Origin of the sequence: Embleya sp. NPDC056575 (genome assembly GCF_042793325.1) — a bacterium.
Classification (GTDB): domain Bacteria; phylum Actinomycetota; class Actinomycetes; order Streptomycetales; family Streptomycetaceae; genus Embleya.
In genome coordinates this window covers 36,368-50,053 of the sequence record NZ_JBHTVA010000074.1, presented here as the reverse complement: position 1 = coordinate 50,053, position 13,686 = coordinate 36,368, and the positions used below count along the sequence as shown (strand labels likewise).

At 72.2% G+C, this 13,686-nt stretch carries 12 protein-coding genes and 2 pseudogenes; 7 read left to right on the top strand and 7 right to left on the bottom strand.

Going from position 1 to position 13,686, the window contains the following annotated elements:
- Window positions 1–97: 97 nt before the first annotated feature.
- The 3 genes and pseudogenes from ACFRCG_RS39440 to ACFRCG_RS39430 form a co-directional block, all read right to left on the bottom strand.
- A pseudogene (locus ACFRCG_RS39440) lies at window positions 98–703 on the bottom strand (IS701 family transposase); the annotation flags it as partial.
- Between the two features lie 359 nt (window positions 704–1,062).
- Window positions 1,063–2,277 carry a sensor histidine kinase gene (locus ACFRCG_RS39435; RefSeq protein WP_380040613.1) on the bottom strand — a complete coding sequence of 405 codons (1,215 nt, stop codon included), beginning with the start codon at window positions 2,275–2,277 and terminating at the stop codon, window positions 1,063–1,065.
- Window positions 2,274–2,948, bottom strand: coding sequence for a response regulator transcription factor (locus ACFRCG_RS39430; RefSeq protein WP_380040611.1), 675 nt, complete (start codon window positions 2,946–2,948; stop codon window positions 2,274–2,276). The genes ACFRCG_RS39435 and ACFRCG_RS39430 overlap by 4 nt, the downstream gene beginning before the upstream one ends.
- 117 nt (window positions 2,949–3,065) lie before the next feature.
- On the opposite strand from ACFRCG_RS39430, the gene ACFRCG_RS39425 reads away from it, so the two are divergent.
- The 4 genes from ACFRCG_RS39425 to ACFRCG_RS39410 are packed head-to-tail and all read left to right on the top strand — an operon-like array spanning window position 3,066 to window position 6,701.
- Window positions 3,066–3,647 carry a hypothetical protein gene (locus ACFRCG_RS39425; RefSeq protein ID WP_380040609.1) on the top strand — a complete coding sequence of 194 codons (582 nt, stop codon included), beginning with the start codon at window positions 3,066–3,068 and terminating at the stop codon, window positions 3,645–3,647.
- A complete protein-coding gene (locus ACFRCG_RS39420; RefSeq protein WP_380040607.1) occupies window positions 3,647–4,732 on the top strand; it encodes a peptidoglycan-binding protein in 1,086 nt (361 codons plus the stop codon). Before ACFRCG_RS39425 ends, ACFRCG_RS39420 begins: the two co-directional genes overlap by 1 nt.
- Window positions 4,729–5,505, top strand: coding sequence for an ABC transporter ATP-binding protein (locus tag ACFRCG_RS39415; RefSeq protein ID WP_380040605.1), 777 nt, complete (start codon window positions 4,729–4,731; stop codon window positions 5,503–5,505). Before ACFRCG_RS39420 ends, ACFRCG_RS39415 begins: the two co-directional genes overlap by 4 nt.
- Window positions 5,502–6,701, top strand: coding sequence for an ABC transporter permease (locus ACFRCG_RS39410; RefSeq protein WP_380040603.1), 1,200 nt, complete (start codon window positions 5,502–5,504; stop codon window positions 6,699–6,701). Before ACFRCG_RS39415 ends, ACFRCG_RS39410 begins: the two co-directional genes overlap by 4 nt.
- A 248-nt stretch (window positions 6,702–6,949) precedes the next feature.
- On the opposite strand, the gene ACFRCG_RS39405 is transcribed toward ACFRCG_RS39410, so the two are convergent.
- Complete coding sequence (locus tag ACFRCG_RS39405; protein WP_380040601.1) at window positions 6,950–7,324, bottom strand: MBL fold metallo-hydrolase; 375 nt, start codon at window positions 7,322–7,324, stop codon at window positions 6,950–6,952.
- Entirely contained in the window at window positions 7,321–7,545 is a 225-nt protein-coding gene (locus tag ACFRCG_RS39400; RefSeq protein ID WP_380040599.1) for a hypothetical protein, read from the bottom strand. The genes ACFRCG_RS39405 and ACFRCG_RS39400 overlap by 4 nt, the downstream gene beginning before the upstream one ends.
- 69 nt (window positions 7,546–7,614) lie before the next feature.
- Between ACFRCG_RS39400 and ACFRCG_RS39395 the strand changes: the two genes are divergently transcribed.
- Entirely contained in the window at window positions 7,615–7,890 is a 276-nt protein-coding gene (locus ACFRCG_RS39395; RefSeq protein ID WP_380040597.1) for a hypothetical protein, read from the top strand.
- A 55-nt stretch (window positions 7,891–7,945) separates the two neighbouring features.
- Here the strand turns inward: ACFRCG_RS39395 and ACFRCG_RS39390 are convergent.
- A pseudogene (locus ACFRCG_RS39390) lies at window positions 7,946–8,088 on the bottom strand (ATP-dependent DNA ligase); the annotation flags it as partial.
- 475 nt (window positions 8,089–8,563) lie between these two features.
- On the opposite strand from ACFRCG_RS39390, the gene ACFRCG_RS39385 reads away from it, so the two are divergent.
- Window positions 8,564–9,775, top strand: coding sequence for a hypothetical protein (locus ACFRCG_RS39385; RefSeq protein ID WP_380040595.1), 1,212 nt, complete (start codon window positions 8,564–8,566; stop codon window positions 9,773–9,775).
- Window positions 9,776–10,331: 556 nt separating this feature from the next.
- Here the strand turns inward: ACFRCG_RS39385 and ACFRCG_RS39380 are convergent.
- The gene (locus ACFRCG_RS39380) at window positions 10,332–10,733 is read right to left on the bottom strand and encodes a copper chaperone PCu(A)C (protein ID WP_380040593.1); all 402 of its coding nucleotides are present in this window, start codon (window positions 10,731–10,733) and stop codon (window positions 10,332–10,334) included.
- A 1,963-nt stretch (window positions 10,734–12,696) separates the two neighbouring features.
- On the opposite strand from ACFRCG_RS39380, the gene ACFRCG_RS39375 reads away from it, so the two are divergent.
- Window positions 12,697–13,530, top strand: coding sequence for a hypothetical protein (locus ACFRCG_RS39375; RefSeq protein WP_380040591.1), 834 nt, complete (start codon window positions 12,697–12,699; stop codon window positions 13,528–13,530).
- Window positions 13,531–13,686 lie beyond the last annotated feature (156 nt).

The window sequence follows — 13,686 nt, the reverse complement described above, 5'->3', positions numbered from 1 at the left end:
GAGATACGACAAACGGGCCTATGTCTACCTCGGAACCGTCGCCATCGCCGCACTCTTCATCTGGCTCCGCACATGATCCAAGAAACAGAACCTAGGCGGCGTCCGCCACGACCACCGGCGGGCGCATCCCCCACGCGGCGGTCTCGTCCAGGGCGTCCAGGGCGTCCAGTGCGAGCTGCCACTTCTCCCGGTGGCGCACCGCGTCCGGGGCCCCCGTCCGCAGGCGGCGTTCGGTGTCCGCGTCCCACTCGGGGGGCAGGAACAGTCGCCATTGCAGCGGACACGACGCGGTGTCGGAGACCGCGTGCACGCTCACCGCGACCTGGCAGTTCGCCTGCTTGCCCAACGCGCCGCAGTACTGCGGCGCCACCGCCATGGACATGCGCCCGTCCTTGGGAAAGGACACGTCGTCGACCGCCCACGCGTCCGCACGCACCAGCGGGAGCAACCACTCGGCGATCCGCCGCCGCACCGGCACCGGGTCCCACGTCGACGCGCTCACGAACTGCTGCAGATTCTGCGTGTTGCCGTCCGGCAACCGCGACGCCATCGCGTCGATCGACTTCCGACGACCCTCCAGCATCAACCCCCGCAGGTAACAGTCACCCTTCTCCCGCTGATCCCGCCGCGGCAACGACGCGAACACATCCGCCACGAACTCCGCCAACCCCGCCCGCAGGCCCCGAACCTGCCACATGTCCACACAAACAACATGCCCCCAACCGACAAGTACGACAAAACCTAATGAAATCCTACTAGTAGTGGTCAAACAGTGGTGTTTCGGCTGCTCAGGGGGGGAGGGTCGTGTCGAAATTTGACGGCCCGTCAATGCGGGGACGGGGTGAGGAGAACCAGGACTGGTTGCGGCCCGTCGCGCGACGGCGGAGTCTGCGCTACTGGCGAGCGTGGTCGAATGCGCCGTCGGCGACGGCGTCAACGACCTGTGGGGTCTCCCGTCTCGCGGCAGTTGATCAACACCTCCCGCACAACGCGGGAAGCCGGGAACCCTTTGTCACCACACGCCTGTCCGGAAGTTTCGAGGAGTTCCAGTCACCCGGCCCATCATCGATCGTGGGGTGAGCCGTGCGCGGCGCCGGTGGGGCCGAAGGCCACTTGCACGGTCAGGCCGCCGTGAGGGTTTGCGTCGGCGGCGACCTGGGCGCCGTGGGCGCGGGCGATGGCCGCGACGATGGCCAGGCCGAGGCCGACCCCTTCGTCGGGGGCTTGGCGGCGCTGTGTGCTGCGGTGGAACGGTTCGAAGAGGCGTGGCACGGCGTCGGGGGCGATGGTCGCCCCGGTGTTGGTGATGGTGAGTGCGCCGTCGCCGATGCGGACGGTGACGTGTCCGCCGGGATGGTTGTATCGGATGGCGTTGCTGACGAGGTTGTGGGTGAGGCGTTCGAGGAGCACCGGGTCGCCTTCGGCCCACAGGGGTTTCGCGTCGAGGGTGAGGGTGATGCGGAGCCGGTCGGCCTGGGGGGCGAGGGTGGCGGCAACGGTGCGGGCGATCTCGTCGATTCGACAGGGCGTGCGTCGGTCGAGTCCGCGTTCTGAGGTGGCGAGGAGCAGGAGCCCGGCGATCAGGTGTTGGCTGTGTTCGCTGATGTCGACGAGTTCGCGGCGGATGTAGGCGACCTGGTCGTGGTCGGGGTGGCCGGCGAGGCCGATCTCGGCGGCGGCGCGTTGTTGTGCGAGCGGGGTGCGCAGTTCGTGGGCGGCGTTGGCGGCGAAGCGGCGCTGGGAGTCGACGAGGTGTTCGATGCGGTCGAGCATGTCGTCGAAGGTGTCGGCGAGTTGCTTCAGTTCCCCGGGCGGGGCGTCGAGATCGATGCGCTGGTGCAGCGTGGTCGCCGAGAGCCGTTGGGCGGTGCGGGTGATCGCGCCGACGGGCCGCAGGACCCGGCCTGCCATCCACCAGGCCAGCAGCACGGAAAGGGCGGCGAAGATCACGAGGGCGATGAGCGAGGCGGTGAGGAGGCGGTTGAGGAAGGCCTGTTCGATGGTGCCGGCCAGGTCGAGGGTTCCGCCGCCCTCGCGCGGGACGCGGGGCGAGGGTTCGGGGGTGTCGGGCGCCGGCTCCTCGCCACCGGTCATGGAACCTCGGATGATGACGTCGGTGATGCCCGCGTAGAGGCCGTGCCGCAGCAGTGTGTACATCACCGCGATGAGCCCGCCCCCGGCAAGGAGCAGCAGCCCGGCGTACAGGAGCGTCAGGCGCAGCCTCTCGTCGGCGTGCGGCCACCACCGCCGGGGCTGCGCTGTGGGTCGGATCGTCACCGGGGGTCCTCGTCTTCGGCGAGGCGGTAGCCGGCCCCGGGCACGGTTTCGATCACCGGGGGGTCGCCGAGTTTGGTGCGCAGGCGGCTGAGGGTGACGCGGACGACGTTGCTCTGGTAGCCGACGTCTGCGCCCCAGACGGCCTCGACGAGGTCGTCGTGGCCGACGACGCCGCCGGCCGCGCGCATCACGGTCTCCAGGACGGCGAACTCTTTGAGGGACAACGTCAGGGGGCAACCGTCGCGGGCGGCTCTGCGACCGCCCGTGTCGAGGCGGATCCCGGCGCGCTCCAGCACCGGGGGCAGCGCGGGATGGGTGCGGCGGCCCAGGGCCAGGACGCGGGCGAGGAGTTCCTGGTAGGCGAACGGCTTGCCCATGTAGTCGTCCGCGCCCAGGCCCAGACCGGCGACCTTGTCGTGGACGGTGTCGGAGGCGGTGAGCATCAGGACACGGGTGAGGAGCCTTTGGGCGACGACGCGTCGGCATACCTCGTCGCCGTTCAGGCCGGGCAGGTCGCGGTCCAGGACCATCACGTCGTAGGCGCCGAACCGCAATTTTTCCATCGCGTCGAGCCCGTCCGCGCACACGTCGACGGCCAGGGCCTCCCGGCGCAGCCCCTCGGAGATCATCTTGGCCAGGAAGGCGTCGTCTTCGACTACGAGCACGCGCATGGGTCCTGTCTACCGGACGTGGGCGTTGCACCGGTGTAACAGCCGCCGTTAGGGAAGCGAGAGCGCGCTGTCGCGCAGCCTGTGGTGCCACGACACCCACCACAGGAGGCGACGGCCATGCGGACCACGCGGATCACCACGACCATGGGGGACAAGACCGAGAGGGTCACGAAGAGGTACCGGGTACGCCTGGCGGCGGCGGGCGGCCTGTCCGCGCTGCTCCTGTTGGCCACTGCTTGCGGCAGCGGTGGCGATGGCGGCAGCGACGGCGGGTCCGGCGGCGGAACCGCCGGAGGCAACGGCGGGTCGGCCGGGCAGGACGCCGGGGCGAAGCAGGCCAAGCAGATGGACTGCCTGCGCGGCAAGGGCATGAAGATCGAGGACGCCAAGCCCGGTCGGAAGGCCGCGATCTCGCGGGGGGATCTGACACAGGAGCAGATGGCGCAGGCGCTGGCGGACTGCGGCATCCGGGACAGCTCCGGTCGCGGCGGCGCCGGCGATACGGGCGGAGGTGAGCTGGGCCGGCAGGAGAAGGACAAGTACCTGGCGTATGCGAAGTGCATGCGTGAGGAGGGCATCGACATGCCCGACCCGCAGTTCGTCGACGGCTCGGTCAAGTCGGAGGTCACCGGGGAGCAAGCGGATCCGGCGAAGTACGCGGCGGCGGACAAGGTGTGCGCGCAGAAGGCGGGGTTCTGATGCGGCGGCGTGTGGCGTCCGCCGCGGTGGCGGCCGTGGTCGTCGTGTCCGGCGGCGCGGTCGCCGCGTACTCGCTCGAGGACGGCAAGGGTGATCGCGGGCACGAGCAGGCGGGCCCGCTGCCGCAGGCGGTGGCCCACGTCACCCGGGGCGACATGAACGCCGCGGTACAGGCGCCGGGCAGGCTCGGCTTCGCGCGCGGGCAGAAGGTCGGCTCGGGCGGCGACGGCGTGCTGACCTGGCTTCCGGAGGCCGGAGCGGAGGTCGGCCGGGGCGGGAAGCTGTACGCGATGGACGCCGAACCGGTCCACCTGATGTTCGGCGCCACGCCGGTGTATCGGGAGATGAAGGCGGGCGACGAGGGGGAGGACGTCCGCCAGCTGAAGCAGAACCTGAAGGCTCTGGGGTTCGGCCCGCAGCTGGCCGCGGACGATGAGTTCACCCCGGGCACCGTCAAGGCGGTCAAGGCCTGGCAGAAGGCGGTCGGTCTGGAGCAGAGCGGGACCGTCGGTCCAGGGGAGGTGGTGTTCGCGCCCGGCCCGCTGCGGGTGGACACGTCGGAGGCCCAGGTCGGCGACCGGCTGGCGCCGGGCAAGACGGTGTATTCCGCGTCCGGGGCGGCGCGGCTTGTCGAGGTCGATCTGAAGGTGTCCGAGGCTGGGCAGCGCAAGCCCGGCGACAAGGTCACCGTCCGGCTTCCGGGCGGGGTGAGCGCCCCGGGCCGGGTCTCCTCGGTCGGCGCGTCGGCCGAGGCGCCCCAGGGCGACCAGGGAGGCGGCCGGGGCAGCGGGGGCGGCAGCGATCCGAAGATCAAGGTGACCGTGGAGTTCGACGACCCCGCGCAGGTGCAGGGCGTGGACCAGGCGCCGGTCACCGTGCTGTTCGCGGGCCAGTCGCGGACCGGTGTCCTGTCGGTGCCCGTCGAGGCGCTGGTGGCCCTGCCCGGCCGGGGCTTCGGCGTCCGGGTCGTCGAGAGCGGGCGGGTGCGCGACCTGCCGGTCACCCTCGGCCTGTTCGCCGACGGCCGCGTCGAGGTGTCCGGGGACGGCCTGGCCGAAGGCCTCGACGTGGTGGTGCCGACATGACCGCCCACACCACCGCCGACACGCGGGGCCACGCGGGCGATACGCGTGACCCGGTGCGTGGTGGCGAGCCGTGGGAGGGTCGGGCGGTCGTCACGCTCAGTGGGGTGACCAAGGAGTACCCCGGCGGGGTTGCCGCGCTGCGGGGGGTGGACCTGGCGGTCGGCGCGGGCGAGCTGATGGCGATCGTCGGGCCGTCCGGGTCGGGGAAGTCTACTCTGCTGCACATCATCGGCACGCTGGACAGGCCCACCGCGGGCACGGTTACGGTGGCCGGGCACGAGGTGACCCGCATGGCGGACCGGCGCCTGTCCGCGTTGCGCGCCCGGCACGTGGGGTTCGTTTTCCAGGCGTTCCACCTCGTACCCGGCGCCGGCGCGCTGGCCAACGTCGCCGAAGGACTGCGCTACTCGGGGCTGCCGCGCAAAGAGCGGCGACGGCGGTCCATCGAGGCGCTTGACCGCGTCGGGCTCGGCGACCGCATGCATCACCGGCCGCACGAGCTGTCCGGCGGCCAGAAGCAGCGCGTCGCGATCGCCCGCGCGGTCGCCGGCGCACCGGACATCCTGCTCGCGGACGAGCCGACCGGTGCACTGGACTCCGCGTCCGGCGACGCGGTGCTGGCGCTTCTGCACGAACTGAACGCGGACGGCGCCACCATCGCGGTGATCACCCACGACCGGGAACTCGCGGCGGCGCTGCCGCGCTGCGTGAGCATCCGCGACGGCAAAGTCGTCGACGACACCCGCATGGTCCGGCCGAAAGAGGCGCGATGAACCACGGCACACTGACCCCGGCCGCCCTCACCGCCCGCGACATCGCCCAGGTCGGCTCCGCCGGGCTGCGCGGCAGACCGATGCGGGTGATCCTGTCGGCGCTCGGGATCGCGCTCGGCATCGCCACCATGATCGCCGTGGTCGGCATCTCCTCCTCGTCCAAGGCCAAGCTCATGGACGACCTCGACAAGCTCGGCACCAACATGCTCGTGGTCACCCCCGGGCAGTCGATGCTCACCGGGCAGAGCGCCGTACTCCCCCAGAAGGCACCACAGATGATCGGGCAGATCGACGGCGTCCAGAACACCGGCGCCACCGGCCTGACCGACGCGCACATCTACCGCTCCGAACACATCCCGGCCACCCAGACCGGCGGCCTGTCCGTTCAAGCCGCCACCGAAGATCTCTTGGCCACCCTGCGCGGCTCCATGGCCGCCGGCACCTGGCTCAACGCGGCCAACGGCCAGTTCCCGGCCACGGTCCTCGGCGACCAGGCCGCCGCCCGACTCGGCGTCACCCAACCCGGGCAGCAAGTCCTCATCGGCGGCCGGTACTTCACCGTCGTCGGCATCCTGCGCCCGCTCCCACTCGCCGAGGACATCCGCACCTCGGCCCTGGTCGGCTGGCAGGCAGCCAAAGACTTGCTCGGTTTCGACGGCCACCCCAGCGCCGTCTACGAACGCTCCGCGGACGAGGCCGTGGCAGACGTACGCGACCTGCTGGCCCGCACCGCCAACCCCCAGGCCCCGCACGAGGTCGAGGTCTCCAATCCGTCCGACGCGCTGGAAGCCAAAGCCGCCTCCGAGGGAGCCTTCAACGGCCTGCTCCTCGGCCTCGGCGCCGTCTCCCTCCTCGTCGGCGGAGTCGGTGTCGCCAACACCATGATCATCTCCGTGCTCGAACGCCGCCACGAGATCGGCCTGCGCCGCTCCCTCGGCGCCACCCGCGGCCAGATCCGCATCCAATTCGTCACCGAGTCGCTGGTGCTCTCCAGCCTCGGCGGCCTCGCCGGCATCGCCCTGGGCTCCCTGGGTACGTGGATCTACGCCACCTCCCGCGGCATGCCCTGGGTCGTCGCCCCGACTGCCGCAGCGGGCGGATTCGCCGCCACCCTGCTCATCGGCACCATCGCCGGGCTCTACCCCGCCATCCGAGCCGCCCGCCTGTCCCCGACCCTCGCCCTCCACGCCGTATGACCGACTGCGACACGGCGTGCGGCTCTTCCCCGGCCACCACTTGGAACGAAGGTGAGCCCGAGCCGCCCAAGGCCGCCATCGCGCGCACCTTCCGAGCGACCCGCGTGACACTGGCACGGACCCAGCGCCTTCGGCCTGGCTCTCCGGTGGCGAGGCGGCGTGCGCGGCACCAATCGAGAAGCGCGGACGCGCGAAGCAGCTTCCGCTCGGCGGGGAGCCGGTGACTCGGAGGCCCTGACGGTCTTCTCTCAACCGTCGGCGCTGCGTGAGGTGACGTAATGGTCGCAGATCCGCCTCAAGCGTGCGCCGTCGAAACTGGGGCCGGGAGCCGGGGTGGGGCAGCGCGTCGACCGGTGTGGCCGGCAGGGGTTCGGCATCAGGCCCGGGCCGAGTATTCGGGCAAGGGTTGGTCCGTGGAGGCTGCCGCGTCCGGGCAGGTCGACTGGTTCCTCGCGGTGGGCCCAACACTGCGCGAATTCGTGGGCGGAACCCATGTGGTCGAGATGAGCGTGGGTGAGAACCAGGATCGGCTCGCGAGCGAAGGGGGCGGGTGCCCGTTTGAGGGAGGTCACGCCCAGGCCCGCGTCGACGAGCAGGTCCTGGTCGCGGCCTCGGACTTTCAACCGGCTGGAGCCGGCACGGCCGGCTCGTCGGCGAAGCCGTCGTTTCGGCTCTGCCGGCGGGCGTCGAGGGCGTCCTGCACCTCGACGCAGAACCGACCCTCCTCGGGCACCGGTTCGTCGTCGCCGTCGCCTGAGGCCACCTCGCGCAGATCATCGGCCACGACCCGCGGTAGCAGGCGTGGCCGGGCCCGCAGGGCCCGGTGTGCGGGGTCGGGATTCACCCGAACGAGGCGCGCAACCCACGTAGCGCCTCGATCGGGTCGCCGCGGACGTCACGTATGGTCGAACACATGTCCGAAGATTCGTCGCCGTCGCTGCCCGACCACCTCCAGCCCCTGCTGGACCACCAACTCGCCTTCGAACGCGCCCACCTCGCGTGCCTGCACGCCGCCGAGACCGGCAACGACGAGACCCTCAACCACTGCCGCGCCGAACGCCTACGGGCCATGCGCGCGCTGATCACCGCCCGCGCCGACGCCGGCGCCGACAGCGCCCCCGATCGCCAGGCCCTCAAGGTCGCCGCCATGGCCACGCTCGCGAACGAGACGGCAGACACCCCGGAATAGCGCGACCCGCGCCATCGTCGAACCCGACGGAATCGGGCGCACCAGGCCGACCGCCTCACCCCGACCCGAGGTCGTCCGGCGCCAGATCCGGGCGCAGACGATGCCACAAGGGATGGCGCAGCAGGCCGGCGCGGGTACGTGTGGATACGCGGCCTCGCGGACCAGACGCGGCAGCACCCACCGCGCCCCGACCACCGCCGAACCGACCATCGCCCCGCATAGCGGCGCGGCATCGTCCACAGCGGCGCCACACCCGGCTTCACCGGGCACACACCGGGTCCGAGAATCCACGCGCGGTACGACGCTCGCCACCCTCCGGGCCCGCCTTGCCACGTCGGGCCTGTGGTTCGGGACCGACCCACATGCGCGGGACGACCGCGTCGACCCCCTCGCCCACGACGTCACGACCTCCGGTCAACGCCCTCGGGCTTCACGACCGACGGCGACCGAAAACCACGGAAGGTTGACCGGATCAATGATGGGGAATCGCCGGGCGCTCGTGCTGAATGGATGGTGAAGATGGGCCCGGCACACCCGACGGCCCGGCGCGGACGGCCGGTGTGACCGGATCCCGGGCGGGCGGCGACGCCCGAACGAGACAACCACGACAGGCCCCGGTCCGCGCGCACCCGGCCGACGTGGGGCCGGCGCTCGCACGTGTTCGTCCCTGTCCATGGAACGTCGAATCCGGGAGGTCCCGATCGTGTCGTCGGTACTGGACTACGAGGTCGTCACCGACCCGACGCCGCTGCTCGCCCGGCCCGGGACACCGGCCGTGGGAGCGGTGCGGGTGGTCGTGTCGAACCCTCATCCGCGGGCGGGAACGGTGAAGTGGTTCACCATCGAGGTCAAGGTGCCCGTCGGCACCGGCGCGAGTGACCTGACGTCCGGCCCCACCGAGGTCCGGCCGACGATCACGCCGGACTCGTTCGACGCGGGGGAGAAGCCGACGTTCGCGTGGGAACCGACCGAGCGTGTCTTTCGGGCGACGTACCCGGGAGGCGTCGGGATGGCCCCGGGGCAGTCGATGGTCCTGTCCCTGGAGGACGTCCCCGTCGCCGCCGGCGAGGGCCTGGTCCTGCTGCAGGTGCGCGAGTTCGCCGCGGGCGGCGAGAGCCGCCTGCCCAAGTCCACCCGCTACGTCACCCTGCCGGTGCAAAAACGCGCGGCGCGGGTCCCGACGAACCTGCGGCCGGAGAAGGCCCTGGTCGACACCGGCGGCGACGTCGTCCTGCTGTGGGACGGACCCGACGACCTCGACTACACCGTGCTCCTCCCGGACGGAACCCCGGGCGGCGTCGTGGACGGCGTCGCGCCGGGCAGCCACCGGTGGCGCCCGAACGCCGACACCGCGCCCAGGCGGGGCACCACCTACACGCTGATCGCGCGTCGCGGGCAACAGGAGGGGCACTTCCTCACCACCACCGTGCACGTGCGCAACCCCGAGTTCGAGACCCTCACCGCCGACACCGCGATACACACCCCCCGAATCCAGGGCACCACCACCGGGGGCCGCCTCAGCCTCACCGCCACCGGCGTGGACGTGGAGAACTCCGACGGCCGACGCGGAAACCTCACCGCCGCCGACGCCGACGTCAACGGACTGGTCGCCTACCGTGCGCAGGTGAACCACGAACTCTGGGCGGCCAGGTCCGAGGCGACCGAACTGACCGCCGCTCTGGCACACGTGCGAGACCTCACCGCGACCACCGCCGATCTGCGCGACGTCACCACGACGACCACCGGCCAGGTCAGCGTCACCGGGCAACTCCTCGCCACCGAGGTCGTCACCAACGAGTTCTCCACCGGTCAGGCACGCGTCATCGGACAACTCACCGCCGAACGCGTCCACGTCAAGGGAGAATTCACAACCGACGCCGGCTGATCGGACCCGACCCCCACCCGGTGCACCGCCTGCCGGAATCGACGCACCCCGAAGCGATTCGGCGGCCCGGGGGTGGACACACCACGAACGACCACCACCGAGAGTCGAGATCCGTTCAGGGGTGAACAACCCCGGACCCGGGCCCAGGGAGAGCAGCCCCCGAGGTGAGGGTCCGTTCAGGGGTGAACACACCGTTCGCCGGCCGGCACCGTCCCCGACCGGCGCGACGGCCGGCCGCAGGACCTACGGCTCGGGGGGTGGGTGACCACCACCGGGCCCGACGACGCCGACCTGCCCAAGGCCCGAATCACCACTCTCGAACAGCAGGCGATCGACCCGGAACCGAAACTCCAAGAGCGCGACGACGACCTCGCCGCCGGCTGCGAACTCATGACCCGGCTCAACCGCGCGCCATGTCCGCCGGGCGGGAGGAACGCGGCTCTCGACCGGTCGGCGGTCGGGAGCCGGCGACACCGACCGTTGTCGTTCTCACCGGTACCGTCCGCACCGCGACGGCTCACGCCCGGGGACCGGCGGGACGGGCGCGTTGCCGATCTCAGTCCACGTTGCCGTACGCGGTGGTGTACAGCGGCATCCGGGTCTTGAGGATCGTGCCGTCGGACAGGAAGAACAGGAGTCGGGCGTGGTCGCCCGGTGCGAGCGTGTGGGTGGGCCGCTCCAGCCTGAGGTGGCAACCGTCCCGGTCCAGGGCGAACTCGCCCTCGGCGGGGATGGTGATCTCGTGGACCTTCTCGGTCGTGGGGGGTTCGGAGCCGGCGACGGTCCGGCGGATCGAGATCTCGTGGTAGTCGGGGCTTTCGACCTTGGCGCACGACAGATCGCCGTCGGAGGAGTTGCGCAGGGTGGCGAACCCGGTGTGCGTCTGGTCCGAGGCCGGGTTGCTCACCCAGGCGGACTTGTCCACGACCGTGACGTCGGTGGTGATGCGTATCGCCATGTTCGTCTTCCTCTCCGGGGGCCTCGGCCTGCCGGATCACGATAGGCGACGGATCGGTTTCCGTGCGTGGCCGGGCGCCGGGATCGGCCGATCCACCCCGGAGGTGGCCTGAAACGGCCCTCACACGGCCCCGACTCGCGGGAACGGGCCGCGGGTCGCCCGGACCTCGGGCATGGGCGAGCGGCGACGAGGGGCACGCACGGACCGGACACGGAACCGGAGTCGTGGCACATGTCGGGCGTGAACCCCGTCGCCGGGCCCGGTCTCGCGCCCACGGGTGTCGGGCACGTTCGCCCGAGTCGGTGTGTGTGTGGGGGGGGCGGTGTCTCGGCGTCGCGGGTGTGGGTTGTTCGGGCCCGTGTACGGCGCGCGGTCGATCGCCGGCCGTGGCTCGTGTGGGTCGGGGCCGGTCCCCCGCCGCGCTCGCGGGCGGGTCGCGGCGCCGTGGGGTCCGTGCGTCGACGGAGGTGCGGGTCGTGGGTGGGGTCAGACAGGGAAGCCGAGGTCCCAGCCGTCGATGATGCGAAGGGGGCCGACGGTGACGTCGTCCTTCTTCGGGTCGTAGCGGATGCAGGAGTCGCCCCGGCGACGCTCGTCCCGCGAGCACCTCGCCCGCCGCCGACGCCCGAGACCGACTCCTGGCGGCGATCGGCCGCGAGGCCGAACACGTCGGGGCCCACGACGCCGGCCAGGCATCCGGCGCGTTGGCGGAACTCGCCCGGGCCTGGGTCCCGGTGACAGCGGAGTCGGCCGTCGTCGCCGACGCCGCGATCGTGCCCAATCGCGAGCAGCGGCTCGCCGCCGTGCACGATCAGCTGCACGCGCTCCTGCCGGTGGGCGCGCACGTGTTCGCCGATAGGGGCGGCGGTACGGTCCACGACCGCCGTCGACATCGTCCTGGCGCTCGACCGCCGGGCATTCGTCGCTCATCTCGTACAGGTAGCAGTAGTCGCACGCGAGATTGCACCGGCGCGATCTGTGCGGGTGAGGGTGTACCCGGCCGGGTCCGGCGGACCTCGGGGGGCCCGGTCCGCCGGGGCATCGGCCGTTTTCTCGATCGTCCGGCGTCGCGTGCCGGTCGATCGAGGGGGCGGCCGCTACTCGCCGGCGGCGAACCTGTTGTAGCCGATGCGCGGGCCGGCGGGGATTCGCCGGTGCGGTCGAACGCGGCGGGGGCGGCGGGGACATCGGTGACGATGGGCGTCGAATTCACGGGGTTCACGAATGGCTCCCGTGTTCGATCCGGTGGGGCGGCCCCAGCCTGGGAGAGCCGATCTTCGCCGGCTCTGTCGCGAACGGAACTCGCGCGATCGGACCGCCTCCGCGTTCCCGTCCCCCACTCGGACATCGAGATCCCGATCCGATCGGTGCGCCGGACCGGTGCCGAGCGCCGGATCGGTGGATCGCGGACCGGTCGGTGGGGGTGGCGTATTCGTGTCACTGGCGAAGCTGCGCCGCTGCGGGTCCGGGAGGGGAGTAGACCTACGCGTCTCGCATGTCGTTGGGGCGTGGGCCTCCTTGCGATGGGAGCAGGTGTGCACTCGAGTCCGACAACCTCGCGGGCGGCGGTCGCGCCGTGTCGACGACCCGTGCGCGCGGCTGTCCGCGGCCACCGGCACCGGGCTCCGCCTGCGGTCGGCCGGCGGGCGGGGGTCTCGGGGGTCCGGCTCCCCGGCGCCGACTCCTCGTCGGGATCGGCCCGGCCGAGGCCGCGGCGGAGCGGTCCGCGGCGTGACCGACCCGGCGCTCGGCCTCCTGGTCCGGGAACGCCGCCTTCGACCGGCCCGGCCCGCGCGGCCGTCCATCGCGCGGGCCGGGCCGCCCGTTCCGCCCGCACGGCGGGAACCACCGCCGGGCCCATGGCGCCTCGTGCCCCATCGCCGCGCTCGCGTGCCACTTCGTCGGATCGACCGGCCGAGTACACCGCGCCGTCCCGCCCACCGCGATACCTCGGGAGACGACCGTGACCCACCACCCCACCACCCCCACTTCCCCCACCGCCCGACCCGCGACCCCGCCGCCGGTGCGGGTGCCGGTCGATGGCGCGGGTCCGGATTCGACCCTCGTGGCGGAGGCGTACTACGACCTGCTCGATGCCCTGACCGGCGCGCGGAGCGACGCCGGGCACGAGCGAGCCGACCTCGACGAGAGCACGATGCGACTCGGCCGCGCCGATTCGCGCATCCACCGGGTGTTCGGCGCGCACGCCGTGCCCGGCGTCGCACTCGCGATCCCGACCGGCCGCCGACACCGTTGGGACATACCCGAGTTCGGGTACTCCGCGCGACGGATCGCGGTACGCGCCACGCTCGACGCCGAACCCCTGTTGTGCGGCGGCCTCGCTCGGAACCGGACCGTCGACGACCTCGAGAGCGCCCTGCTCGACGACCGGGGCCCGGCCACCATCTCCGTCGACCCGCGCCCCGGGCGACTCGGCGGCGCGCCCACCCTCGCGCCGTTGGGTTACGCCATGGCCGACATGCTGGTCCACGCCTGGGAGGCTTCGGATCTGCCGTCGGCGCGGCTGGCGGAGTCCGACGTACTGCGCCTGATCGGCCTGTACAACCACAGCGTCGCCGACACGATCCGCTCCGGCGGAGGCCGGTGCCCGTGCCGTCGACCGCCCGCCGAACACTGGATCACCGTGCCTCGGCTCGCCCTGCTGATGGCCTGCGCCGCGGCGTGCGCACACGGCGACGGGCAATGGCGCGCCCGCTGGTGGGTCGAGACCCGGCCGCCCGGCACCGAGGCACACCTGGCCCGCGCGTTGGGCGAGCGCACACTCTCGGCGCCGTGAGGCACGGCGCCGCGGCGGCGAACGAGGGGCCGGCACGGCGGGTGACGCGACGTCGGCCGGCGCCCCGGCGGGGGGGGGCCCACGCCGACCCCCGCGGGCGGCGGCACCCCCCCCCGCCCCCCCCGGGGGCGACACCAAAAGCCGCCGAAGGCGCGG

Excerpts from the sequence above, each read along its gene's own strand:
- ACFRCG_RS39430 (WP_380040611.1), bottom strand. The coding sequence starts at position 2,948 with ATGCGCGTGCTCGTAGTCGAAGACGACGCCTTCCTGGCCAAGATGATC.
- ACFRCG_RS39425 (WP_380040609.1), top strand. The coding sequence starts at position 3,066 with ATGCGGACCACGCGGATCACCACGACCATGGGGGACAAGACCGAGAGG.
- ACFRCG_RS39420 (WP_380040607.1), top strand. The coding sequence starts at position 3,647 with ATGCGGCGGCGTGTGGCGTCCGCCGCGGTGGCGGCCGTGGTCGTCGTG.
- ACFRCG_RS39415 (WP_380040605.1), top strand. The coding sequence starts at position 4,729 with ATGACCGCCCACACCACCGCCGACACGCGGGGCCACGCGGGCGATACG.
- ACFRCG_RS39410 (WP_380040603.1), top strand. The coding sequence starts at position 5,502 with ATGAACCACGGCACACTGACCCCGGCCGCCCTCACCGCCCGCGACATC.
- ACFRCG_RS39395 (WP_380040597.1), top strand. The coding sequence starts at position 7,615 with ATGTCCGAAGATTCGTCGCCGTCGCTGCCCGACCACCTCCAGCCCCTG.
- ACFRCG_RS39385 (WP_380040595.1), top strand. The coding sequence starts at position 8,564 with ATGGAACGTCGAATCCGGGAGGTCCCGATCGTGTCGTCGGTACTGGAC.
- ACFRCG_RS39380 (WP_380040593.1), bottom strand. The coding sequence starts at position 10,733 with ATGGCGATACGCATCACCACCGACGTCACGGTCGTGGACAAGTCCGCC.